This window comes from Pseudomonas sp. DWP2-2 (genome assembly GCF_049897065.1).
GTDB classification, from domain to species: domain Bacteria; phylum Pseudomonadota; class Gammaproteobacteria; order Pseudomonadales; family Pseudomonadaceae; genus Aquipseudomonas; species Aquipseudomonas paracarnis.
In genome coordinates, this window is record NZ_JAFCVN010000005.1 from 135,381 (window position 1) to 159,069 (window position 23,689).

The following is a 23,689-nucleotide window of genomic DNA, read 5'->3' on the forward strand; positions in this document are numbered from 1 at the left end:
GCAGAGTGCCCTGGCAGGAGTTTCCATGTCCCTGATCATCACCGACGATTGCATCAATTGCGACGTCTGCGAACCCGAGTGCCCGAACGCCGCCATTTCCCAAGGCGAAGAGATCTACGTGATCGACCCCAACCTGTGCACCCAGTGCGTCGGCCACTACGACGAACCGCAGTGCCAGCAGGTATGCCCGGTCGATTGCATTCCTCTGGACGAGGCACACCCTGAGACTGAAGAGCAGTTGATGGAGAAGTACCGCAAGATTACCGGTAAGGCCTAAGCCTCTTCGTTGCCCGTAAAGGCCTCATCGCAGGCAAGTCAGCTCCCACACTTGGATATGTGAATACATTCAAATGTGGGAGCTGGCTTGCCTGCGATAGCAATCTCAGCCCTCACCCAACCATCAGCTCTGACACCTAGGGCAAAACACACTCGCCCGCTGCCCCAGCACCACATTGCGCAGCTCAGTGCCGCAGACCTTGCACGCCTCGCCGCCCCGGCCATACACGAACAGTTCCTGCTGGAAATACCCCGGCTGCCCATCGCCACCGATAAAGTCCCGCAACGTGGTACCGCCCCGCTCGATGGCAGCGGCCAGCACCCGCTTGATCTCAATCGCCAGCTTCAAATAACGCCCGCGTGAAATTCCCCCGGCGGCGCGGCGCGGGTCAATCCCAGCTGCAAACAGCGCTTCTGTCGCATAGATATTGCCCACGCCTACCACCACCGCGTTGTCCATGATGAACGGCTTCACCGCCATCGACTTGCCGCGAGACAGCTGGAACAAACGCTCGCCATCAAACAGGTCGGTCAACGGCTCCGGCCCCAGCCGCATCAGCAACTCATGGTTGTGCGGGTCGTGGCTCCAGAGCATCGCACCGAAGCGCCGCGGGTCGGTGTAGCGCAGAGCCATACCCGATTCCAGCTCGATATCCACGTGTTCATGCTTGGCCGCGGGCATGCCGACTTCCACCAGGCGCAAGTTGCCCGACATGCCCAGGTGGCTGATCAAGGTGCCCACTTCGGCATTGATCAACAGGTATTTGGCCCGGCGCTCCACCAGCACGATGCGCTGCCCTGACAGGCGCACATCCAGATCTTCCGGAATCGGCCAGCGCAGGCGCCGCTCACGCACCACCACGCGGCTGACGCGCTGGCCTTCCAGGTGCGGGGCAATGCCGCGTCGGGTGGTTTCGACTTCTGGTAACTCGGGCATGTGTACCTCTTGAATGACGGGTCAGTGCGCGCCCAGTTCGCGGATCGACAACTTCAGGCTCTCGAAGTCGTAGTCCGACAGGCCCACGTAATCCAGCACCAGGTGGCCGATGGCATTCCACTCATGGTCCACCGCCTGGTTACCCAGTACGCGGTAAGACGAACAGATATGCTCGGCCATCTTCAAAATGGCCAGCAGGTTCTTGAGCTGCGGGTTGCGCGTCGTCTCATCGCTGAAAATCACCAGGGCGTTATGGTGATTGGCGATGGCGTCGGTGACATGCTCCGGCAGGCGCCAGGACTTGGCGGTGTAGTAGCCGACTACCGCATGGTTGGTGTGGAACGCATTGTTCTCGGTATCGACCACGCGGCAATCCGGGCCGGCGTTGGCGTAAGCCTGTTCCAGCACGGACATGTAGTTGGGGAAGCGCTTGAGCATCAACGGCACGCCGCAATCGTGGAACAGGCCCAGGGCATAGGCTTCGTCGACGGTTTGCGAGCCGGTGCGCTTGGCCAGTGTGAGGCAGGTCATGGCCACATCCTGGGCAGTGTCCCAGAAGCGGTTGAGGGTGACGATGGTGTCGTCGCACATCTCGCCCTTGATTGACTGCGCGTTGATCAAATTGATGATCGAGCGGCTGCCCAACAGGTTTACCGCGCGCTGGATCGATGCAATTTTGTTGCTCAGGCCGTAATACGGCGAATTGACGATCTTGAGCAGCGCGCCGGACAAGCCCGGGTCCTGGGAGATCAACCTTGCAATCACTTCCAGGTCCGGGTCGGGCATGTACTGCTCCATCTGCAAATCCACCATGATTTGCGGTTGGGGCGGCACGCTGATGCCTTGCAGGGCCTGTTGGATCTGCTCGGGGGAAAGCTCTTGGGACATAAGTACACACTCTGGGCTAGGCGCGAATTCTACCCCTTATGCCGATGTGGCCGACACCCAAAAACCCAACTGAAACCCGATCGAATGTGGGAGCTGGCTTGCCTGCGATAGCCTCACCACCGTACGTCTGATACACCGCGCCGCCCGCATCGCAGGCAAGCCAGCTCCCACATGAAAGAGTGCGCAAAGGGTATACTCCCGCTCTTTTTTCCGGAGCGACGTCATGTCCCTGCCAAGCCTGCGTCTCAAAGCCAACGCCGATCGTCGTTTGCGCAACGGCCACCTGTGGGTCTACAGCAACGAAATCGACGTGGCCGCCACCCCACTCCACGGCTTCCAGGCAGGTGACCAGGCTATCCTGGAAGCGGCCGGCGGCAAGACCCTGGGCATCGTGGCCATGAGCCCGAACAACCTGATCTGCGCCCGCCTGCTGTCGCGCGACATCAAGTTGCCGCTGGACAAGTCGCTGCTGGTGCACCGCCTCAACGTCGCGCTGTCCCTGCGTGACCGCCTGTTCGACAAGCCGTTCTACCGCCTGGTCTACGGTGATTCCGACCTGCTGCCGGGCCTGGTGGTCGACCGTTTCGGCGACATCCTGGTGGTACAGATCGCCTCGGCGACCATGGAAGCGCATAAAGAAGACGTGATCGCCGCGCTGACCCAAGTGCTCAAGCCCAGCGGCATCCTGTTCAAGAACGACTCCGCCGCACGCGACGCCGAAGGCCTCAACCGCTACGTCGAAACCGTGTTCGGCCTGGTGCCGGAGTGGGTGGCGCTGGAAGAAAACGGCGTCAAGTTCGAAGCCCCGGTGATCCAGGGCCAGAAAACCGGCTGGTTCTACGACCACCGCATGAACCGCGCCCGCCTGGCCCCGTATGCCAAGGGCAAGCGAGTACTGGACCTGTACAGCTACATCGGCGGCTGGGGCGTGCAGGCTGCAGCCTTCGGCGCCAGTGAAGTGTTCTGCGTCGACGCTTCGGCCTTCGCCCTCGACGGCGTAGAGCGCAACGCCGCGCTGAACGGTTTTGCCGAGAAGATGACCTGTATCGAAGGCGACGTCTTTGAAGCGCTTAAAGAACTGAAAGCCAGCGAAGAACGCTTCGACGTGATCGTCGCCGACCCACCGGCCTTCATCAAGCGCAAAAAAGACATGAAAAACGGCGAAGGCGCCTACCGCCGCCTCAACGAGCAAGCCATGCGCCTGCTCAGCAAAGACGGCATCCTCGTCAGCGCCTCGTGCTCCATGCATCTGCCGGAAGACGACCTGCAAAACATCCTGCTCACCAGCGCCCGCCATCTGGACCGCAACATCCAGATGCTCGAACGTGGCGGCCAAGGCCCGGACCACCCGGTGCACCCGGCGATTGTCGAGACGCGCTACATCAAGAGCATTACCTGCCGGTTGCTACCCAATAGCTGATGCTGTTCCCCTGTAGGGACTTGCGGGTTCCTACAGGTTTTCAGGAAATGTCGTACTGCCCCAGGCTTTGACTTTCCGTAGCGCAGACTCGATCCTCGCCCCTCTCATGGAACCGAGGCTCGCGCATGTCGAAGGCAATTACACAGGCTGAAAAACCGCTCTTGGTTTTCTGGCTGATGACCATGACTTTGCTGGGCGTCCTCCCCCTTGACGTCGTACTGCCCTCCTTTCCCGCCCTGGCTGAACACTTCCATACTTCGACCACCCATATCGCTCGATCCGTCAGCCTGTTCGCCATTGGATTTTCCTGCTCAATGCTGCTGATCGGCCCGCTGTCCGACAGAATCGGTCGCAAGAAGCTACTCCTGGCCAGTATGGTAGTAGCCATCCTGGGTGCAGTCGGGTGTCTGGCCGCCAGAAACACGCCCCAATTCCTGTTCTTCCGAGTCATTCAGGCCATAGGCTGCGGTGGTTTCATACTGTCCCAAGCGCTGGTGCAGGACCTTTTTTTCGGCAGGGAACAGGAGCGGTTGCGCATAGCAATGGCCACGGCCGGAGGCATTTTCATCTCGATTTCCCCAGTGCTGGGCGCATGGCTGCAATTGCACTGGGGATGGAAAGCCAGCTTCTACGCGTTTATCGCCCTCTGTGCCGCAACGTGGATTATGGCTCACCGATTACTGCATGGCGGCTTCCCTCCAACCGCGCCAGGCGAGCGGGGTATTTTCAGGGCCTACGCCAAGGTTTTCGCCAACAGACATTTCGCCAGCTACGCCACGATCTCCGCGATCACCTTCGCCTGTCATTTCTCATTCATCGTTGTGTCACCGCTCATTTTCATGGACCAGTTAAAGCTGTCACCCCATGAGTACTCATTGACCTTGCTTCTCTACGGCGCCGCCTACGTAGTGGGTGGCCTCTGTGCAGGCGTCCTGCACAAACGGCTGGCGGCGGCTACCCAGATGGCAGTCGGGCTGGTTCTGATCGCTATCTCTGGCGTGGTCATGCTGCTGTTGGCCTACCTGTTCGGCTTATCAACCCCGACAGTGTTGGTGCCCATGCTGCTCTGCACGGCGGGCACCACCATCACCCGGCCCATTTCCAACTCCAAGGCCATGAGCCTGTTTCCAGACAATGCGGGAGCCGCGGCTTCCGCCGTTGCGGCAGTGCTGTTCATTGCTGGCGGCTGTATCAGTGCGTTTATCAGCACCTTTACCCACCAGTTGAGTACTGCGCTTGGCTTGTGTTTTCTGATCCTGAGCCTCGCCGCCCTTGCGTTGAACTCATGGGCAAGGCGCCACCCGCACGTCCTGTAGCGGCTAACTTCAAGGTTGCGCCCATTCCCTCCAGCCGCCAGCGGTGTAGAATCGGCCCTATTCATCGCCAGTCATCCCCCGGCGGGTTTATGAGCTCGAGGCCCAAGCAAGCGGCGATCCCGCGACGCGAGTGGCAACTTCCGGACACACGGCCATTTTCTGAGTGTTCCAGTCGTCAATTAGAAGCTCACTCCCCTTTAGTACTTGATTAGCCGCCCGGAGTGCTCCAATGCCTGATTACCGCTCGAAAACATCCACCCACGGCCGCAACATGGCCGGTGCGCGCGCGCTGTGGCGTGCCACGGGGATGAAAGATGACGACTTCAAAAAGCCGATCATCGCGATTGCCAACTCGTTCACCCAGTTCGTGCCTGGCCATGTCCACCTCAAGGACCTGGGCCAACTGGTCGCCCGCGAGATCGAACGCGCCGGTGGCGTGGCAAAGGAATTCAACACCATTGCCGTGGATGACGGCATCGCCATGGGTCATGACGGCATGCTGTATTCCCTGCCGAGCCGCGAGATCATCGCCGACTCCGTGGAGTACATGGTCAACGCCCACTGCGCCGACGCCATCGTGTGCATTTCCAACTGCGACAAGATCACCCCCGGCATGTTGATGGCTGCATTGCGCCTGAACATCCCGGTGATCTTCGTCTCCGGCGGCCCGATGGAAGCCGGCAAGACCAAGCTCGCCTCCCACGGCCTCGACCTCGTCGACGCCATGGTGATCGCCGCCGATTCCAGCGCTTCTGACGAGAAGGTCGCGGAATACGAGCGCAGCGCCTGCCCGACCTGCGGTTCGTGCTCCGGCATGTTCACCGCCAACTCGATGAACTGCCTGGTGGAAGCCCTGGGTCTCGCCTTGCCGGGCAACGGTTCCACACTGGCCACTCACAGCGACCGCGAGCAGTTGTTCCTGCAGGCCGGCCGCACCATCGTCGAGCTGTGCAAGCGTTACTACGGCGAGAACGATGAGTCGGTGTTGCCGCGCAATATCGCCAACTTCAAGGCGTTCGAAAACGCCATGACCCTGGACATCGCCATGGGCGGTTCCACCAACACCATCCTGCACCTGCTGGCCGCGGCCCAGGAAGCCGAGATCGACTTCGACCTGCGCGACATCGACCGCCTGTCCCGTCACGTGCCGCAACTGTGCAAAGTCGCGCCGAACATCCAGAAGTACCACATGGAAGACGTGCACCGCGCCGGCGGGATCTTCTCGATCCTCGGCTCCCTGGCCCGTGGCGGCCTGCTGCACACCGATCTGCCAACCGTGCACAGCAAGTCCATCGCCGAAGGCATCGCCAAGTGGGACATCACCCAGACCGACGACGAAGCCGTGCACACCTTCTTCAAGGCCGGCCCGGCCGGTATCCCGACGCAGACGGCGTTCAGTCAGTCGACCCGTTGGGACACCCTGGATGACGACCGTGAAAACGGCTGCATCCGCAGTGTCGAGCACGCCTACTCGCAAGAAGGCGGCCTGGCCGTGCTGTACGGCAACATCGCCCTCGACGGCTGTGTGGTCAAAACGGCGGGCGTGGATGAGTCCATCCACGTCTTCGAAGGCCGCGCCAAGATCTACGAAAGCCAGGACAGCTCGGTACGCGGCATCCTCGCGGACGAAGTGAAGGAAGGCGATATCGTGATCATCCGCTACGAAGGCCCCAAAGGCGGCCCGGGTATGCAGGAGATGCTTTACCCCACGTCCTACCTGAAATCCAAAGGCCTGGGCAAAGCCTGCGCCCTGCTGACCGACGGCCGTTTCTCCGGCGGCACGTCGGGCCTGTCCATCGGCCACGCTTCGCCGGAAGCCGCCGCCGGTGGCGCGATTGGCCTGGTGCAGGATGGCGACAAGGTGCTGATCGACATCCCGAACCGCTCGATCAACCTGTTGATCAGCGATGAAGAACTGGCAGCACGCCGGGTTGAGCAGGACAAGAAAGGCTGGAAGCCAGTGGAGAAGCGCCCGCGTAAAGTCACCACCGCATTGAAGGCCTACGCGTTGTTGGCCACCAGTGCCGACAAGGGTGCCGTACGCAACAAAGCCATGCTCGACGGCCTGTAAGCCCCGCGCATAAAAAAGCCCCGCCAGGTGCGGGGCATTTTTATGCCTGGAAATCCCATATGGGACGGGGCTTACCCCTGATGCCAGTGTAGGAGCGAGCTTGCTCGCGAAAAGCGTCAACGATAACGCGTACTTACTGAATAAACGCGGTGCCTTTGAGTTTTTCGCGAGCAAGCTCGCTCCTACAGCAATGATGCGTCAAGCTTTAGAACTGTGGGGTATAGGTCATGGTGAACATCACATTGCGTGGGTCCCCGTAGTAGTTGCTGCCCCAGTTCGCGTTGTAGGCCGGGATGTAATACTTCTTGTCGAACATGTTGTTCAGGTTTGCCGCCACGGTGAATTCCTGGTTGATCTTGTAGGCCACCCGCGAATCCCACAATGCATTGCCCGGCACGCTGAACGTACGGTCATAGGCTTCGGTGCTGCTTTGCGCGGTCACACCGGCACCCACGCTCCAATGCTGCCAATCGCCCGGCAACTGGTAATCGCCCCAGACCTTGAGCAAGTGCTTGGGGGTCCAGGTGCTGAAAATCTTGCCTTCGTAGGTATTGTCCTTGAGGAATTTAGTGGTGTTGTAGGTGTAGCTGGAGGCCAGCTGCAGGCCTGGCAGCACCTCACCACTGAGTGTGGCTTCAAAGCCTTGGCTGCGGACCTTGCCGGAAGCGACCGAGCAGTACCAACCATTGCAGTTCATTGGCCCTTGCAGGTCCTGCACGCTACGGTTTTCCTGATCGTAACGGAAGATCGCAAACGAGGTATTGAGGCGCCCGTCAGCCAGCTCTCCCTTGATGCCCAACTCGTAGTTTTTGCCCTCGATAGGCTTGAGCAGGGAGCCGGAGGTGGTCAGGTTGGTTTGCGGCTCAAAGGCATCGGCATAGCTGGCGTAGGCCGACCACTGCTCGTTGAGCGCATAGACCAGGCCGGCGTAGGGCGTAACCTTGCCATTGGACTGGGTGGTATTGTCTTGCGGGGCACCATATGTGCCTTTGAAACCACTCTGGCCAATGTAGGAATAGTCATACCAACTGGTACGCGCACCGACGATCAACGTCAGCGGGTCCAGGACTTTCACACGCCAGGTGCCATAGATGCCTTTCTGGCGAATGTCATACCAGCTCTTCGAGGCGGCACCCTCCTGGAACAATTGGTATTTGTCGCGCTGTGGGCGGTTGTGGTCGATGTTGAAGATATCCGCGCCGGGGTTTGAAGCCCGTGCCCACTGGTCGTCGGTGGTGAGCTTGGAATAGTTGGCGCCCAGCACCACTTCCTGCTGGAAGCCCAGCCCCTCAAACTTGCCGTTTACATACACATCCGCGCCGCGGCTCTTGGTATTGAAGTCGGTGATCCAATCCACATAGGGCACAGCGCCACCGCCGACGGGTACCGTGTCCCACGTCGCCTGGTAGGTTGCGTCGTTGTGCTCATCCATGGCTACCAGTGCGGCTTTCACTTTCCAGTTATCGTTGAAGCGGTGCTCGATGTCGGCAAACACCTGAGTCTGATTGTTGACGCTGCGGTTCCAACTGGCGCCGACAAATGTCGAACGCGGCAGACCGATATCACTGCCGTCGGCATAACGGGGCAACGACATGAAGTTGGGGCGCGAATGGCCCTTCTGGTTACTGATGCCCAGGCCGACGGTGGTGTCGGGAGTGAAATCGTAGTCGACGGCGCCATAAACCGTCTGGTTCCAGCCGCCCGCATAGTCGACGAAGGAGTCGGTGGTGTCGTAATCCGCCACGAAGCGTCCGCGCAAGGTGCCTTCGGCGTTCAGCGGGCCACCGACATCGACCTGAGTGCCGTAGTGGTCCCATGAGCCAGCCTTGGCGGTAATGGTCGCCGTCGGCGCTTGCTGCCCGCGCTTGCGCACCAGGTTCATGGTGCCGCCGGGGCTGTTGGCACCTTGCAGCAAGGCGGCCGGGCCGCGCAGCGTCTCGACGCGGTCGTAAATGGCCATGTTTTCGGTGAGATAGCTACCCAAGGTGTAAGTGTTACGTGGAATCCCCACACCGTCGTATTGCAGGGTGCCAACCTCGAAGCCACGGGAGAAGATGAACATACCGGAGCCGGGAGACTTGGTCGCTGTCAGGCCGGGCGTGCGCTTGACCACTTCAGAGAGCTTGGTGGTGTTCTGATCATCCATCTGCTTGCGGGTCATGACGCTGACCGACTGCGGGATGTCCTTGAGTTTTTGCTCGCCCTTGCCCAGGGTCACGGCCCCCGTGGTGTACGAGCCCGTGCCTTCGGTGGTGACGCCCAGGCGTTCGGCCGTGATGGTGGTGGCGCCCACTTCCAGGGCAGAACCTGGTACCACACGTTTTTCCAGGGTGACGGTATCGGCATTGATAAACGCCGCGCTCAGTCCCGTGCCGCCGAGCAGTTGCCCCAAGGCTTCACGCTGCCCCAGGTTGCCCTTCACACCCGGCGATATCACCCCCTGGGTCAACTCCCCATTCACTAGCACCTGAACCCGCGTCACCGCCGAGAACGCCGCCAGCGCAGCGTCCAGGCCCTGCCCGGGAATATCGAAGCGGTAGGTCTGGGCCTGCTTGGCCTCAGCGGCCTGCAGGTACGACGGCGCGATACAGCTGGCCAAGGAAATGGCCAAGGCCAGCAAGGGCCGTGTGGCGAATCGGTGTGCCATGAATGGTGCTCCCCGGTACAAAAGTCTGTGATCGGCGCCGCACTACTTGAGAGTGCTTACTATTTACGCCTCAGTGATCAAGGACGATGGCTTGCGGGGAAACCCTGAAAATATTTTGAGAAATTGCCGTCAGGACGCATTGCCTTCACGCAACACCAGCAAATACGGGGTGTAGTGCTCGGCACGCAGGTTGAGGGTGTATTCCAACGCCTTGAGCACGGCATCGGGCTTGTCGATTTCGAACACGCCGGACACTACCCGACTGCGCAACGCATCACCGAGCACCAGCGTCTTGCCGGGCCAGTAACGGTTCAGTTCAGAGACCACCACCGACAAAGGTTGCTGACGGAACACCAGTTGCCGCTGACGCCAGGCAAAGCCGCTGGCCGGGTCGAAACCGTGGACGTGTGCAAGGTGCCGGCTCTGATACTCCACGGCCCGCCCCGGTTCCAGATAGACCGGCGTGCCGCTCCCTGCACTGACTTCAACCTTGCCCTGCGCCACCTGCACACGCGTCTGGTCATCACGCCGCGCCACACTGAACTGGGTGCCGACCACTCGCACCCAGCCGTCGCCCGACTGCACCACGAAGGGCCGTGCGGGGTCCTTGGTCACATCGAAGAAACCTTCGCCACGCAGCAAACGAATCTGCCGCTCACCCGCAGTCATGCGGATTTGCACCGCACTGTCGGTGTTGAGTTGAAGGTGGGAACCATCGGCCAGTTCAATGCTGCGCGACTCGCCAGTGCCGGTGGCGTAGTCGGCGCGCAAGCGGTCAAGCCAGGGAGTGTTCTGCACGGTCAGGCCCACGGCCAGCAACACGGCAGCCGCATACGCCCAGCGCCGCAGCGGTTTACGCCAGGTGGCCTGCTCGGCACGGCGAATGACGCGCGCCGGCTCACGCAGGCCACCGAGCATCGCCTGCACTTCCTGCCAGGCATCATCCTGCGCCTGGCCCTGACCGAGCCACGCAGCAAAGGCGTCCATTTCAGCCGGGGTCAAGTCCTCGGCGTGCAGGCGGAAATACCAGCCGGACGCCTCTTCGAACAACACATCAGCAGTAGGCAGGGCAGTCATGACCGACGTCCTTGTGCATCGCAGGCTAGGCGCGTCTTGATGTACCCACGGCATTCAATCAAGGCGCGACGCAATTGGTATTCCACACTGCGCGGGCTGATCGACAGGCGTTCGCCAATCTCGCGGTAGGAAAGCTCGTCGACATGATAGAGCAGGAAGATCTGCCGAGTCGCCTCGGGCAGGCCCAGGATCGCATCCTGCATCAGTTGCTCCTGCTGATAGGCGGCCAGTTGTTCGTCGGCACCGGGGTTGCTGCAGGGCAGTTCTTCGCTCGGTGCGCCGGCATCCAGACGCTCGCGGCGGATAGCCTGGCGCTGGTGGTCGCGCACCAGGTTGCTGGCAATGGTGAAGAGGAACGCGGGTAGGTTATCGATCTTCTCGCCGGACTCCAGGCGCGCCAGGCGCAGGAAGGATTCCTGGGTCAGGTCGGCAGCCACCTGGGCGCTGCCGGTGCGGCGCGTGACGAAGGCTTCGAGGGCTTTCTTCTGCTCCGCGAACAGGCGCGCGATCTGCGTATTCCAGGAGGACACAGCACTACCTTGAGAAGAACGGACGGTTCAGGGAGTGCGCACGCTAGCAAAGAATGAGATTAGTTCGCAATTGATATCTATTTTTGCCTTTGAGTCTGCGGTGTTCTTAAGACCGCCTTCGCGGGCAAGCCCGCTCCCACAGTTGACCGCGCCCCAACATGAGAATGCGGTCGACGGTGGAAGCTGGCTTGTCTGCGATGCAGGTGACTCGGTCTTACTGGATCTCTTCCGGCTTGACGATCACCCAGTTCTTGTCCGCCGTCACCGGCAGCCCTTCCTTGGCTTGCGCCGCCGCGTGCTTGGCGATCATGCCGTTGAGCTGGGTCATGTACTTGTCTTTGCGGTTGATCCACAGGTGGACGCCGCCCTTGGCCACGTCCACATCGTGGAACAGCATGTAGCCGTCGCTGGTCGGTGTGTCACCGCCGACAATCACTGGTTTTTTCCATTCGTCGATGTAGGTGAGGATCGCCGCGTGCTTGCCGGCCATCCAGGTCGCCGGGGTCCACAGGTAGGGGGTCAGTTCCAGGCCGAGGTTGCTCTTCTCGTCATACTTGCCGGCAGTGATCTGTTTGCGTGCGGTGGTCAGCTCGCCGGTCTTGCGATCCTTGAGCAAGGTGGTCACGCCGATGACGTTCTGGGGTTTGACGTTGTAGCCGTACTTCGGATCAGCCGCGACCATGCGCACCAACTCCTCGGACGCGGCGGTCATCACATATACCTCGATGCCGTTTTCCATCAGTTTGTTGTACAGCTCGGCCTGGCCGGTGAAGACTTTTGGCGGCTGTACCTCGGATTTTTTCACCACGTCGCCTTCGAAATAGCTGACCGGCACGGGCTTGCCGGAGGCCATAAGCTCGTCGACCTGCACTTTGAGTTCCTTGAGGGTGAAGCCGGAAAAAATCTGCGCAACCCAGGGGTAGCAGACCATGTCGTCGACTTCACACAGGCGATAGTAGTAGCTGAACAGACTTTCCTTATGGTCGGCGGTGTCTTTGAAGGGGATAAGCTTGAGCGAAGGGTCCATGGTCTCGCGGGTGATCAGGCCCTTGTTTTCCATGAACGGCAGCAAGGACTCTTCAAGGTCGTAGCGGTAACTGGTGTTGTCCATATCGAACACCGCGTAGTTACCCTTGTTGGCGTTGGCGGCGATCATTTCATTGAGTTGTTTGGCGGCAGGTGCCGGCCAGTGTTTCAACTCGGTGGCGGCAAACGCCTGGCTGGCGAGCCCGAGGCAAAAGGCGGCGGATAACAGTAGTTTCGGCGCGAGCTTCATAGGCGTTGTCTCCCTCAAGTGAAAGACATCGACGCTAACAAATCCGTATGACACTTATCGCCCGAGCGCGACCGCTGACGTCGCGATTGCGCCAAGCGCATACGCCTGGGCGTCAAACGCTTATTCCAAAAACGACAGTCGCCATTCCATATTGGTATTAAATCAATATATTTCAAGCTGTTAGGCTTCCCGGTTCGCAATCGCAGGCTCACGCGATTGGCTGCCTTCTCAACGGAGCTTCAATGAATCTGCCCCTGATTCTCAATTTATTGGTGTTCGTGGCCCTGTTGCTGGGCCTGGCACAAACCCGCCGTACAAACTGGAGCCTCGCCAAGAAGGTGCTGTTCGCCCTGGTGCTTGGCGTGCTGTTCGGTGCGGCGTTGCATACGATCTACGGCGACGGCAACCCGGTGCTCAAAGCTTCGATCGGCTGGTTTGACCTGGTCGGCAACGGCTATGTGCAGCTGCTGCAAATGATCGTGATCCCGCTGGTATTCGCCTCGATCCTCAGTGCCGTGGCACGCCTGCACAACGCCTCGTCCCTGGGCAAGATCAGCTTCCTGACCATCGGCACGCTGCTGTTCACCACGGCCATCGCGGCCCTGATCGGCATCGGCCTGACCAACCTGTTCGGCCTCACTGCCGAAGGCCTGGTGGCCGGCACCCAGGAAATGGCGCGCCTGCAAGTGATCCAGAGTGATTACGCGGGCAAGGTTGCCGACCTGAATATCCCGCAGTTGCTGCTGTCGTTCGTACCGGCCAACCCGTTCGCCGACCTGGCCCGGGCCAAGCCGACGTCGATCATCAGCGTGGTGATTTTCGCCGCGTTCCTTGGGGTTGCCGCGCTGCAACTGCTCAAGGACGACGTGGAAAAAGGCCAGAAAGTCCTTAACGCCATCGACACCCTGCAAGCCTGGGTGATGCGCCTGGTGCGCCTGGTGATGAAGCTGACCCCCTACGGTGTGCTGGCGCTGATGACCAAAGTGGTCGCCGGTTCCAACCTGCAAGACATCATCAAGCTGGGCAGTTTCGTGGTGGTGTCGTACCTGGCCCTGGGCCTGATGTTCGTGGTGCACGGCCTGCTGCTGTCCTTGGCCGGGATCAACCCGCTGCGCTTCTTCCGCAAGGTGTGGCCGGTGCTGACTTTCGCCTTCACCAGCCGCTCCAGCGCTGCAAGCATCCCGCTGAGCATTGAAGCGCAGACCCGTCGCCTGGGCATCCCGCAATCCATCGCCGGCTTCGCCGCCTCGTTTGGCGCGACCATCGGCCAGAACGGTTGTGCCGGTCTTTACCCTGCGATGTTGGCGGTGATGGTCGCGCCGACTGTGGGCATCAACCCGTTGGATCCGCTGTGGATCGCGACCCTGGTGGCGATAGTGACCTTGAGTTCGGCGGGCGTTGCCGGCGTGGGCGGCGGTGCGACCTTTGCCGCGCTGATCGTGCTGCCGGCCATGGGCTTGCCGGTGTCACTGGTGGCGCTGTTGATTTCCGTGGAGCCGCTGATCGACATGGGCCGTACGGCGTTGAACGTCAATGGTTCGATGACGGCGGGGGCGATTACCAGCCAGATCATGGGGCAGACGGATAAAGCGTTGCTGGATGCCGATGAGCATGCCGAACTGGCGCAGGCATAAAGGCTTATAACCTGTAGGAGCGAGCTTGCTCGCGAAGAACCTGAGGGCGCCGCGTTCATTCAGAATGCACGCGTCATCGTTGACGATCTTCGCGAGCAAGCTCGCTCCTACACTAGTTGCGCTCCCACACCTCGAAGTTGTAGGCCGGCTTATCACCTTCAGCCGGATTTTCGACATTCGACACCAGCTTCCACTGGTTCCCATCAAACTGCGGAAACCACGCATCCCCTCCCGGGCTCAGCGCCACGCGGGTCAGGTACAAGCGATCGGCCTGTTCCAGCCCCTGCGCATACAACTGCGCGCCGCCAATCAGCATCAGCTCGTCCACGCCTTGCGCCTTGGCCCATTCCTCAGCGCGCTCGACCGCTGCACCCAGTGAAGGAAAAACTTCCGCACCTTCCAGCACAAGATCGGTCTGACGGCTGACCACCAGGTTCAAGCGCCCCGGCAGCGGTCGGCCCAGGGAGTCCCAGGTCTTGCGCCCCATGATGATCGGCTTGCCAAGGGTGGTGGCTTTGAAATATTTGAAATCCCCCGGCAAATGCCAGGGCATGCTGTTGTCGACGCCGATCACACGGTTTTCACCGAGGGCTGCGATCAGGCTTAAAGGGAGAGTTTTTTTCATGGCGACGAGAATACCAGAGCGGCGAGCCAGCGGTTATGCTCCAACCTCATCAACACGACAGGACGGCGCGTGACTGCACTGAACCCGCTGCACAGACTTTGGCTGACAGAAACCGTGCGCCTGCGCGAAGAACACGCCGGCCCCCTGGAAGACCTGGAAGCCAACCGCTTGGCCCGCACCGCCGGGGGCGACCTGGCCACGCGCATCCAGCAGCGTGCGCTGCACCTGGCCGAGCGCGATGGTTTGGCCGCCGCGCTCAGCCGCTGGCTGCAAGGCGCACGCCTGGCGCTGTTGTTACTGGCGGCGGTCGCCGTCATCAGCGGCGCCGGTTTGGCGTTCGCCGCGCTGGGTAATGGCCTGGCCCCGGTGAATGTGTTCTGGGCCTTGGGCAGCCTGCTCGGCCTGAACCTGATCTTGCTGATCAGTTGGGCCCTGGGCCTGTTGTTTGCCGGCGAACACAGCGCCAGCCTTGGCCGGCTGTGGTTGTGGCTCAGCGAGAAACTGGCCCGTGACGCCAAGGCCGCGCAACTGGCCCCGGCGTTGTTGCTGTTGCTGCAACGGCAAAAACTCAATCGCTGGGCGGTGGGTGTGCTGGTCAACAGCTTGTGGTTGCTGGCCTTGCTCAGCGCCCTGGTGATCCTACTGACTCTGCTCGCCACCCGCCGCTATGGGTTTGTGTGGGAAACCACCATTCTCGGCGCCGATACCTTTGTCGCCGTGACCCAGGCCCTTGGCACACTCCCGGCTCTGCTCGGTTTCAATGTGCCCACCGTGGAGATGATCCGCGCCAGCGGCGACTCCGCGCTGAATATCGAAAGCGCCCGCCAGGCCTGGGCGGCCTGGCTGGTGGGCGTGTTGCTGGTCTACGGTCTGCTGCCGCGGTTGATCCTTGCCTTGCTGTGCCTGTGGCGATGGAAACGCGGGCGCGCAGCGTTGCACCTGGACCTCAACCTGCCCGGCTACGCCCAACTGCGCGAACGCCTGATGCCCAGCAGCGAGCGCCTGGGGGTCAACGATGTGGCGCCCGATCACCTGCACTCGATCAGCGGCGGCGCAAGTGAGCTGGAGAGTGATGGCGCCTTGCTGGTCGCCATCGAACTCGACGACCAACACCCTTGGCCCCCCAAACTGCCTGCCAACGTCAAGAACGCCGGCATCCTCGACAGCCGCGAATCACGCAACAAACTGCTGGAGCAACTCAGCCGTTTCCCACCCGCGCGCCTGGCCATCGCCTGTGACCCGCGCCGCTCGCCCGACCGTGGCAGCCTGGCACTGATCGCCGAGCTGGCACGCAGCGCCACCGACACTCGCGTATGGCTGCTGCAGGCACCACCGGGCCAGGCGCTGGACGCCGAGCGCCTGGGCGACTGGCATGCCGCGTTGCAACAGCTTGAAGTGTCGTTTGCCGATTGCGCGCCGCTCACTTGGCTGGAGACAGGTCATGACTAAACCGCTGAAACTCGCCGTGGTCGGCCATACCAACGTGGGCAAAACCTCATTGTTGCGCACCCTCACCCGCGATGTCGGCTTTGGCGAAGTGTCCCATCGCCCCAGCACCACGCGGCACGTGGAAGGTGCACGCCTATCGGTAGATGGCGAAGCTTTGCTGGAGCTGTACGACACTCCCGGCCTGGAAGACGCCATCGCCCTGCTCGATTACCTGGAACGCCTCGACCGCCCCGGCGAACGCCTGGATGGCCCTGCGCAGCTGGCGCGTTTCCTGGAAGGCAGCGAGGCAAGCCAGCGTTTCGAACAGGAAGCCAAGGTGCTGCGCCAGTTGCTGGCCTCCGATGCCGGCCTGTACGTGATCGACGCTCGCGAGCCGGTGCTGGCCAAGTACCGCGACGAACTGCAAGTGCTGGCCAGTTGCGGCAAGCCGTTGTTGCCGGTGCTCAACTTTGTCAGCAGCAGCGACCACCGTGAACCGGACTGGCGCGAAGCCCTGGCCCGCCTCGGCCTGCATGCGCTGGTGCGTTTTGACAGCGTGGCACCGCCCGAAGACGGCGAACGCCGGCTGTATGAAAGCCTGGCCCTGCTGCTGGAAAACTCACGGCCGCAGTTGGAACGCCTGATCCTCGATCAAGAAGCCCAGCGCCAGGCTCGCCAGCAAAGCGCCGCCCGCTTGATCGCCGAACTGTTGATCGACTGCGCGGCCTGCCGTCGCAGTGTGACAACCGAGAATGAGCCCCAAGCCGTCAGCGACTTACGCAAGGCCGTGCGCCAACGCGAACAAAAGTGCGTTGAAGCCCTGCTCAAACTGTTCGGCTTTCGCCCACAGGACGCGGCGGCCAGCGACCTGCCGCTGCTCGACGGTCGCTGGGGCGATGACTTGTTCAACCCCGAAACCCTCAAGCAACTTGGCGTGCGGGTCGGCGGCGGGATAGCTGCCGGAGCCGCTGCCGGTGCTGGCGTGGATCTACTGGTCGGCGGCCTGACCCTTGGCGCCGCGGCCCTGGCAGGCGCTATCGCCGGTGGCGCCCTGCAAACCGCACGCAGCTACGGCAGTCGCCTGCTCGGCAAGATCAAGGGCCAGCGCGAGCTGACCGTCGACGACAGCGTGCTGCGCCTGCTAGCCCTGCGCCAGCGCCAGTTGCTCAAGGCCCTGAACCTGCGCGGCCATGCGGCAATGCACAGCATCAAGGTCGATACGCCCCAGGACAAAACCTGGCGCGAGGGCAAACTGCCCGACGCCTTGAACAAAGCCCGCGCCTATCCGCAATGGTCATCCCTCAACCCCCACGCGAAACTAAGCCAGGCCGAGCGCCAAGAGCAGGTTGAAGCCCTGGCCCAACGCCTGGACCAGACCTGAACCGCCAATGCCTGCCTGTTCCGGGTTCATCACGCTTCTCCCCATAACCTGCGGATATTGCGCTCGGCCATGGCCGGCCCCACGCTCATCCCTACGCCGGTGTGCATCAAGGCAGCGCTGACGCCAGGTGCCGCCTGCACAAACGAAAACGGCCCGGGGCCGCGAGCGCCGTAGACGCCTTGCCAGCGCTCGACCACCTGGATGTTGCACCCCAGGGTCTGCTGCGCCAGCTCGATCATCCAGTCATCGATCTGCTCGGCATTGAAGGGCGACGGGTCGCTGTCGTAATGGTGGGAGTCGCCGATGATCAGCTCGCCATGGGGCGTGGGGCTGATCAGCAGATGAATGCCGTGTTCCTGCAGATGTGGCGTTTCGCGCAGAATCTGCGCCTGGACCACAGCGGCTTCCGGCAGGTCGGCGAAAGCGCCGTAATGCACGCAACTCAAGCCGGTGAGCAGCGCGTGTTGCAGGTTCAGATTAAGCACCGGCCGCGCACGCAGCATTTGCAGGCGGCAGGTGTGCGGGTTGAGCGGGGCGATGGATTCGGCCAGCAGGGTCTGATAGTCGTGGCCTGAACAGACAACGATCTGCTCCCCGCGAAAGCTGCCGGCCGTGCTGTGCAGCTGGCCCGGCTCTACGTCACGTACCAGCGTGGAGAAGTGAAACTCCACGTGCAAGTGCTGGCTCAGGTAATGGATCAGCGCCGGGATCGCCTCGCGGGAGTACAACTGCTGGTCATCCTTGCCATGCAGGGCGGCGCGGTGATGGCGGAACTGGCCGGCGTACAGGTCGTTCATGGCAGCGCCCTGCAGCAGCTCGACGTTGTAGCCGTGCTCCCGCGCGCGCCCGGCGCAGAAGGCTTCGAGCAGATGTTCTTCGGCTTCGGTGCGGGCGAACAGGTAGGAGCCATTGCGCTTGAGCGCCAGGCCCGCCGCTTGCGCCCACTGGCCCCAGATTTCGCGGCTTTCCCGCGCTAGGTCCAGCATTGGCCCTGGTGGTTGACCGGTGACCAGTGCCTGGCCGAAGTTGCGCACTGAGGCGCCCAATGGCGTGGCGCTGCGCTCGAACACCTTGACCTTGAGGCCGCGCCTGGCGGCGGCATAGGCGTGGGAGAGGCCGAGGATGCCGGCGCCGACGACTAACAGATCACTACTCATACTGTCCTCTGGTTCCCGCGCTCCGCGTGGGAATTCATCCGGTGACGCTCCGCGTCACGACCTTTAAAAGCGGACGCGGAGCGTCCAGAGCGGCGTTACCACGCCGAGCGTGGGAACGATCGGTTACTGTTTTTCCGACTTACCGTCATAACGCTTACGCCATTCGGCCAGGATGCTGTCACGGTTCCTGGAAGCCCAGACAAAGTCGTTCTTGATCAACCGTTGCTCATAGTCCGCCGGCAATTCGGTCTGCGGCTTGGCGATACCCGGTTGCGCGAGCACGGCGAAGTTTTCCTTGTACAGGTCCATCGCCGCGGTGCTGGCAGAGAAGTCGGCGAGTTTTTTCGCCGCGTCGGCATGGGCAGTGCCCTTGATCACAGCGGTGGCTTCGATCTCCCAGCCCAGGCCCTCTTTGGGCAGGATGATCTCCAGCGGCGCGCCCTGGCGTTTGAGCTGAACCGCCGGGTATTCGAAGGAAATGCCAATCGGGAACTCACCGGACGCCGCCAGCTTGCACGGCTTGGAGCCGGAGTGAACGTACTGGCCGATGTTCCGGTGCAGGTCGTCCATGTACAGCCAGCCTTGCTTCTCGCCGAAGGTCTGGAGCCAGGCGCTGACATCCAGGAAGCCGGTGCCTGAAGACGCCGGGTTAGGCATCACGATCTTGCCCTTGTATTCGGGCTTGGTCAGGTCCTGCCAGCTCACCGGTTTGGTGAGGCCCTGCTTCTCGGCTTCGACGGTGTTGAAGCAGAGGGTGGCGGCCCACACGTCCATGCCCACCCAGGCCGGAGGGTTGGCGGCGTCGCGGTAATGCTTGCCGATCTTGTCCAGGTCCTTGGGCGCGTAGTTCTCGAGCATGCCTTGCTGATCGAGGATCGCCAGGCTGGAGGCGGCCAGGCCCCACACTACGTCAGCCTGGGGGCGGTCTTTCTCGGCCAGCAGTTTGGCGGTGATGATGCCGGTGGAGTCGCGCACCCACTTGATCTCGACGTCGGGGTTGGCCTGTTCGAAAGCTTTTTTGTAGGTCTTCAATTGCTCGGCTTCAAGGGCCGTGTACACGGTCAACTCGGTCTTGGCGAAGGCATTCAGACTGAATGCCGTGAGGACTGCAGCGACCAGCGCCAGGGGCTTGAACATGGAGCACCTCCTTCAGGGATGTTTATTGGCCAGGTGCGCGCTGGCGCCAGGCTTGGGAGCGGCGCAGCGCGCCACGTGAAGCCCACGCCAGCAGCAGCGAGACGCTGGCCGAGGTGAACAGGATCAGGGTCGACATGGCCGCCGCGCCCCCCACATTGCCGGCGTCGTCCATGTTCAGCACGGCGACGGCGGCGAGGATGGTGTCGGGGCTGTAGAGGAAGATCGCGGCGGAGACGGTGGTCATCGCCGAGACAAACAGGTAGCGCAGGATGTCCAGCAGCGCCGGCAGACAGATCGGCACCGTGACGCGCAGATAATGGCGGTACAACGGTGCCTTGAGGGACAACGCGGCGGCTTCGAACTCGGCGTCCAACTGGCGCAAGGCGGTGGTTGCAGTCATCTGCGCGGTGGTCAGGTAGTGCGCAATGGTGCACACCACCAGCAACGCCATGCTGCCGTACAACACATGCAACGGGTTGCCGTTGAGGTTGAAGAAGAACACGTAGCCCAGCCCCAGGACCAGGCCCGGCACGGCCATCGGCACGAAGCTGAGCATGCGCAGCGCCAGGTTGAGGTTCTTCTGGCCCTTGGTCTTTTCCATCAGGTAGGCACCGGTGAAAATCAGCACGCTGCCGATCAACGCCGTGCACAGCGCCATGGTCAGGCTGTTGCGATAGGCCAGCCAGCCGCCGCCGGCGGTGTCTTCGAATTGGTAGTGGTTGAGCGACAGCGACAGGTTGTACGGCCAGAATTTCACCAGCGAGGAGTACACCGCCATGCCGAACACCAGCAGCAACGCCGCGCAAATCAGCAGTACGACGGCCAGGTAGCACCCGTCGCGCAGCCGCGATGGCGCTGGCTGGAACACCTGGGCGCGGCCGCTCATCGCGTCGCCATGCCGACGGCGCAACCACGCATCCACGCCAAAGCTGAACAGCGCCGGCAGCAGCAACACCATGCCGATCAACGCGCCGCGACCGAACTGTTGCTGGCCCACCACCGCCTTGTAGGCTTCCAGCGCCAGCACCTGATAATCGCCGCCCACCACCACCGGTACTCCGAAGTCGGTGATGGTCAGGGTGAACACCAGGCAGAAAGCGGCGAACACCGCCTGGCGCGTGGCTGGCCAGGTAATGCTGCGAAACGCCCGTGCCGGGCTAGCGCCCATGCTCGAAGCAGCGTCAAACAAGCGTGCATCCGCCAAGGACAACGCCGACAGCAAAATCATCAAGGCATGGGGAAAGGTGTAGATCACCTCACCGAGCACAATGCCCCAGAAGCCGTAGATATTTTCCGAGAACAAGCCGCGCAGCAGGCCCTGGTTGCCGAACAGATAAACCAGGGCAATACCTGGCAGCATCGACGGCGCCATCAATGGCAGCAATGACAGGCCGCGCCAGATGGACTTGCCGGGGATCAGCGTGCGTTGCAGGGCATAGGCAAACAAGTAGGCCAGCGGCACGACGATGGCCGCCACGCTGAGGGAAACTTTCAGGCTATTGCCCAGCAACCAGTGAAAGTTGGCGCTGCTCAGCAGTTCGCGAGCGGCTACCAGGCCACCGCCCTGCCCGGCTTCGATGCTGAAGCCGCGCCAGAAGATCGCCAACAGCGGCAACAGCACCGCCACCACTAACAGGCCCAGCCAGAGCCACTTGCCGCCGACCACGAAGAGGCGGTCGCCCCACTCGGCGCGTGATACCTGACGCAGGACCGGCAATGTCATCACAGCCCCCATCTCAGGCAAACACCTGCAGGCTGCGCGGCGGCAACGCCACCCAGATGTCCTGGGCGCCCAGGCGCGGCATCGCTTCCGGCGCCAGTTCAGCCAGCAACGGATGGCCCGGCAATTGTTCCAGCTCAAAGCTCATGCGGCAGCGGTTGCCGAGAAAGGTGATCTCGCGAACCTTGGCCGGGAACAGGTTTTCTTCATGCACCGGTGGGTTGACGCAAATGGCTTCCGGGCGGCAGAACAAGCGGCCGGACTGGGCGACACCGGCGTCCTCAGCCAGGCGCATGTTCAACCCACCCACCTGAGCATGGCTGGCGCTGTTACGGCTGAACGGCAACCAGTTGCCCTGGCCGACAAACTCCGCCACGAACGGCGTGGCCGGGCGGTCATAGATTTCCTGGGGCGTGGCGTACTGCTCGACCTTGCCGTTGTTCATCACGGCAATGCGGTCGGCCATCAACATGGCTTCGTCCTGGTTGTGCGTCACCATCAAGGTGGTGATGCCCAGGCGCCGCTGCAGTTGGCGCAGTTCGGTGCACAGGTGCTCGCGTACCCGGGCATCGAGGGCCGACATCGGCTCATCCAACAGCAATAACGACGGCGCCGGCGCCAGTGCGCGGGCCAGGGCGACGCGCTGTTGCTGGCCGCCGGAGAGTTGGCCGGGGTACTTCTTTTCGCTGCCCATCAGGCCGACCAGTTCGAGCATCTGCGCGACCCGCTTGCGCACTTCATCGCGGCCGCTGCCGGTGAGGCCGTAGCCGATGTTCGCTTCAACGCTGAGGTTGGGAAACAACGCATAGGACTGGAACAGGATGCCGTAGTCCCGCGCCTGGGGTGGCAGCAAGGACACGTCCCGCTCGCCCAGGTAAAGCTCACCGCTGTCCTGGCGCTCCAGGCCGGCGATGCAGCGCAGCAGTGTGGTCTTGCCGCAGCCGGAAGGGCCCAGCAGACACACCAGCTCGCCGGCGGCGACGTCCAGGGAGACGTTGTCCAGCGCGGTGAAGGCGCCAAAGCGTTTCTGGATTGCGCGCACTTTCATCGGTGCGCCGGGTTGGGTCAGGGCTGTGTGCATGGTGGCACCTCATCGAACGGATGAAGGCCATGCTAGGAGGGCAATGCGTAGCGGGTGTGGCAGAAAGGCAAAAAGAGGTGATAGTGGTATTGGTGGATTTGTGTAGGACTCACGACCGCTATCATGACCGTTCCCACGCTCTGCGTGGGAATGTCTCTAGTGACGCTCCGCGTCACGGACGCGGAGCGTCCTGGGCGGCGTTCCCACGCGGAGCGTGGGAACGATCAGAGGGGTGACATTTCCTGTGCCAGGCCAAGGAACGCCGCCGGCAGGCGCGCCCCTTTGCGCTCCTTGAGGCAATACAGATACTCCGGAATCTGCGGTGCATTCTCGATGGTCAGCACGCGCAACTGCGGGTCATGGGGCACTTCCTGGCGGGCGATGATGCTAATGCCGATGTTGCGCAGCACCGCCTCGCGAATCGACTCACGGCTGCCAATCTCCAACAACGGGCCATATCCGACGCCCGCATTCTTCAACATCTCTTCCGTCAGCCTGCGGGTAGTGGAGCCCGCTTCACGCATCAGCAAGGTATGCCCGACTAGCGCGCTCAACGTTACGTGATCGAGCTTGGCCAACGGGTGATTGCGGTGCACCGCCAGCACCAGCGGGTCGGTGCCCAGCACGCGGCGGATCAGCCGGGCGTCTTCCAGCAATTGCGATGAGGCCGCGACATCGACGCGGTAATCGTCCAGCGCCTCAAGCACCTGCTGGGAGTTGCCGATTTCCACCGACACGTCCACCTGGGGCAGGCGCTCGCGAAAGGCTTTGACCAGATCGAGGATGTAATACGGCGCCGTTGCGGCAATTCTCAGCGCACCCTGGACCTGGCCGTTGTTGCGCAGGAAAAACTCGATATCCGCTTCCTGCTGCAACAGCGCCTTGACCATCGGCAACAGCCGCGCGCCCTCGTCGCTGACGGTGAGGCGGCGGCCGCCACGGTAGAACAACTCGACGCCGTAGTGGCCTTCGAGGTTGCGAATCTGGGTGGTCACCGTGGGCTGGCTCAAGCCGAGTTTCTTCGCCGCCTGGGTAATGCTGCCCAGCCGGGCGACCATGAAAAACGCCTTTAACTCAGCACTCAGCAC

At 61.9% G+C, this 23,689-nt stretch carries 19 protein-coding genes; 7 read left to right on the top strand and 12 right to left on the bottom strand.

What is annotated here, in order from left to right:
• Window positions 1-25: 25 nt before the first annotated feature.
• Entirely contained in the window at window positions 26-277 is a 252-nt protein-coding gene (locus ACP7CZ_RS13325; protein WP_003195146.1) for a YfhL family 4Fe-4S dicluster ferredoxin, read from the top strand.
• Between the two features lie 123 nt (window positions 278-400).
• Here the strand turns inward: ACP7CZ_RS13325 and mutM are convergent, their stop codons facing one another.
• Window positions 401-1,213: a bifunctional DNA-formamidopyrimidine glycosylase/DNA-(apurinic or apyrimidinic site) lyase gene (gene mutM, locus ACP7CZ_RS13330; protein ID WP_014720348.1), complete on the bottom strand. Its 813-nt coding sequence runs from the start codon at window positions 1,211-1,213 to the stop codon at window positions 401-403.
• A 21-nt stretch (window positions 1,214-1,234) separates the two neighbouring features.
• Window positions 1,235-2,047: an HDOD domain-containing protein gene (locus tag ACP7CZ_RS13335; protein WP_169918786.1), complete on the bottom strand. Its 813-nt coding sequence runs from the start codon at window positions 2,045-2,047 to the stop codon at window positions 1,235-1,237.
• Window positions 2,048-2,324: 277 nt separating this feature from the next.
• Here ACP7CZ_RS13335 and ACP7CZ_RS13340 point away from each other — a divergent pair, with 277 nt between their 5' ends.
• From ACP7CZ_RS13340 to ilvD, 3 genes are all read left to right on the top strand, one after another.
• On the top strand, window positions 2,325-3,521 hold the full coding sequence (locus ACP7CZ_RS13340; RefSeq protein WP_005792302.1) for a class I SAM-dependent rRNA methyltransferase: 1,197 nt from the start codon (window positions 2,325-2,327) through the stop codon (window positions 3,519-3,521).
• 125 nt (window positions 3,522-3,646) lie between these two features.
• Window positions 3,647-4,837, top strand: a complete 1,191-nt coding sequence (locus ACP7CZ_RS13345) for an MFS transporter (RefSeq protein ID WP_181124119.1) — start codon at window positions 3,647-3,649, stop codon at window positions 4,835-4,837.
• Window positions 4,838-5,066: 229 nt separating this feature from the next.
• The gene (gene ilvD / locus ACP7CZ_RS13350; RefSeq protein ID WP_003195159.1) at window positions 5,067-6,908 is read left to right on the top strand and encodes a dihydroxy-acid dehydratase; all 1,842 of its coding nucleotides are present in this window, start codon (window positions 5,067-5,069) and stop codon (window positions 6,906-6,908) included.
• A 205-nt stretch (window positions 6,909-7,113) separates the two neighbouring features.
• Here the strand turns inward: ilvD and ACP7CZ_RS13355 are convergent, their stop codons facing one another.
• From ACP7CZ_RS13355 to ACP7CZ_RS13370, 4 genes are all read right to left on the bottom strand, one after another.
• On the bottom strand, window positions 7,114-9,555 hold the full coding sequence (locus tag ACP7CZ_RS13355; RefSeq protein WP_259038946.1) for a TonB-dependent siderophore receptor: 2,442 nt from the start codon (window positions 9,553-9,555) through the stop codon (window positions 7,114-7,116).
• Window positions 9,556-9,684: 129 nt separating this feature from the next.
• A complete protein-coding gene (locus ACP7CZ_RS13360; protein ID WP_054917027.1) occupies window positions 9,685-10,632 on the bottom strand; it encodes a FecR family protein in 948 nt (315 codons plus the stop codon).
• A complete protein-coding gene (locus ACP7CZ_RS13365; protein ID WP_034128963.1) occupies window positions 10,629-11,162 on the bottom strand; it encodes an RNA polymerase sigma factor in 534 nt (177 codons plus the stop codon). The genes ACP7CZ_RS13360 and ACP7CZ_RS13365 overlap by 4 nt, the downstream gene beginning before the upstream one ends.
• Before the next feature lie 214 nt (window positions 11,163-11,376).
• Window positions 11,377-12,438: a hypothetical protein gene (locus ACP7CZ_RS13370; protein WP_054898691.1), complete on the bottom strand. Its 1,062-nt coding sequence runs from the start codon at window positions 12,436-12,438 to the stop codon at window positions 11,377-11,379.
• A gap of 242 nt (window positions 12,439-12,680) precedes the next feature.
• Here ACP7CZ_RS13370 and ACP7CZ_RS13375 point away from each other — a divergent pair, with 242 nt between their 5' ends.
• Entirely contained in the window at window positions 12,681-14,072 is a 1,392-nt protein-coding gene (locus ACP7CZ_RS13375) for an L-cystine transporter (RefSeq protein WP_054917031.1), read from the top strand.
• A gap of 112 nt (window positions 14,073-14,184) precedes the next feature.
• Here ACP7CZ_RS13375 and ACP7CZ_RS13380 read toward each other — a convergent pair whose 3' ends face one another.
• Window positions 14,185-14,697 (bottom strand): dihydrofolate reductase, encoded by a 513-nt coding sequence (locus ACP7CZ_RS13380; RefSeq protein WP_054898689.1) that lies wholly within the window; start codon window positions 14,695-14,697, stop codon window positions 14,185-14,187.
• A gap of 69 nt (window positions 14,698-14,766) precedes the next feature.
• On the opposite strand from ACP7CZ_RS13380, the gene ACP7CZ_RS13385 reads away from it, so the two are divergent.
• Window positions 14,767-16,146: a DUF2868 domain-containing protein gene (locus ACP7CZ_RS13385; protein WP_200649212.1), complete on the top strand. Its 1,380-nt coding sequence runs from the start codon at window positions 14,767-14,769 to the stop codon at window positions 16,144-16,146.
• On the top strand, window positions 16,139-17,506 hold the full coding sequence (locus ACP7CZ_RS13390) for a DUF3482 domain-containing protein (RefSeq protein ID WP_294195465.1): 1,368 nt from the start codon (window positions 16,139-16,141) through the stop codon (window positions 17,504-17,506). Before ACP7CZ_RS13385 ends, ACP7CZ_RS13390 begins: the two co-directional genes overlap by 8 nt.
• Before the next feature lie 29 nt (window positions 17,507-17,535).
• Here the strand turns inward: ACP7CZ_RS13390 and ACP7CZ_RS13395 are convergent, their stop codons facing one another.
• The 5 genes from ACP7CZ_RS13395 to ACP7CZ_RS13415 all read right to left on the bottom strand — a co-directional run bounded on the left by ACP7CZ_RS13395 (window position 17,536) and on the right by ACP7CZ_RS13415 (window position 23,689).
• Entirely contained in the window at window positions 17,536-18,663 is a 1,128-nt protein-coding gene (locus ACP7CZ_RS13395; protein WP_054917032.1) for a TIGR03364 family FAD-dependent oxidoreductase, read from the bottom strand.
• A gap of 123 nt (window positions 18,664-18,786) precedes the next feature.
• A complete protein-coding gene (locus ACP7CZ_RS13400) occupies window positions 18,787-19,800 on the bottom strand; it encodes a putative 2-aminoethylphosphonate ABC transporter substrate-binding protein (protein ID WP_294195463.1) in 1,014 nt (337 codons plus the stop codon).
• Between the two features lie 22 nt (window positions 19,801-19,822).
• Window positions 19,823-21,535, bottom strand: coding sequence for a putative 2-aminoethylphosphonate ABC transporter permease subunit (locus ACP7CZ_RS13405; RefSeq protein ID WP_294195462.1), 1,713 nt, complete (start codon window positions 21,533-21,535; stop codon window positions 19,823-19,825).
• Between the two features lies 1 nt (window position 21,536).
• Window positions 21,537-22,601 carry a putative 2-aminoethylphosphonate ABC transporter ATP-binding protein gene (locus ACP7CZ_RS13410; RefSeq protein WP_236452451.1) on the bottom strand — a complete coding sequence of 355 codons (1,065 nt, stop codon included), beginning with the start codon at window positions 22,599-22,601 and terminating at the stop codon, window positions 21,537-21,539.
• A gap of 224 nt (window positions 22,602-22,825) precedes the next feature.
• Entirely contained in the window at window positions 22,826-23,689 is an 864-nt protein-coding gene (locus tag ACP7CZ_RS13415; RefSeq protein WP_054917036.1) for a LysR family transcriptional regulator, read from the bottom strand.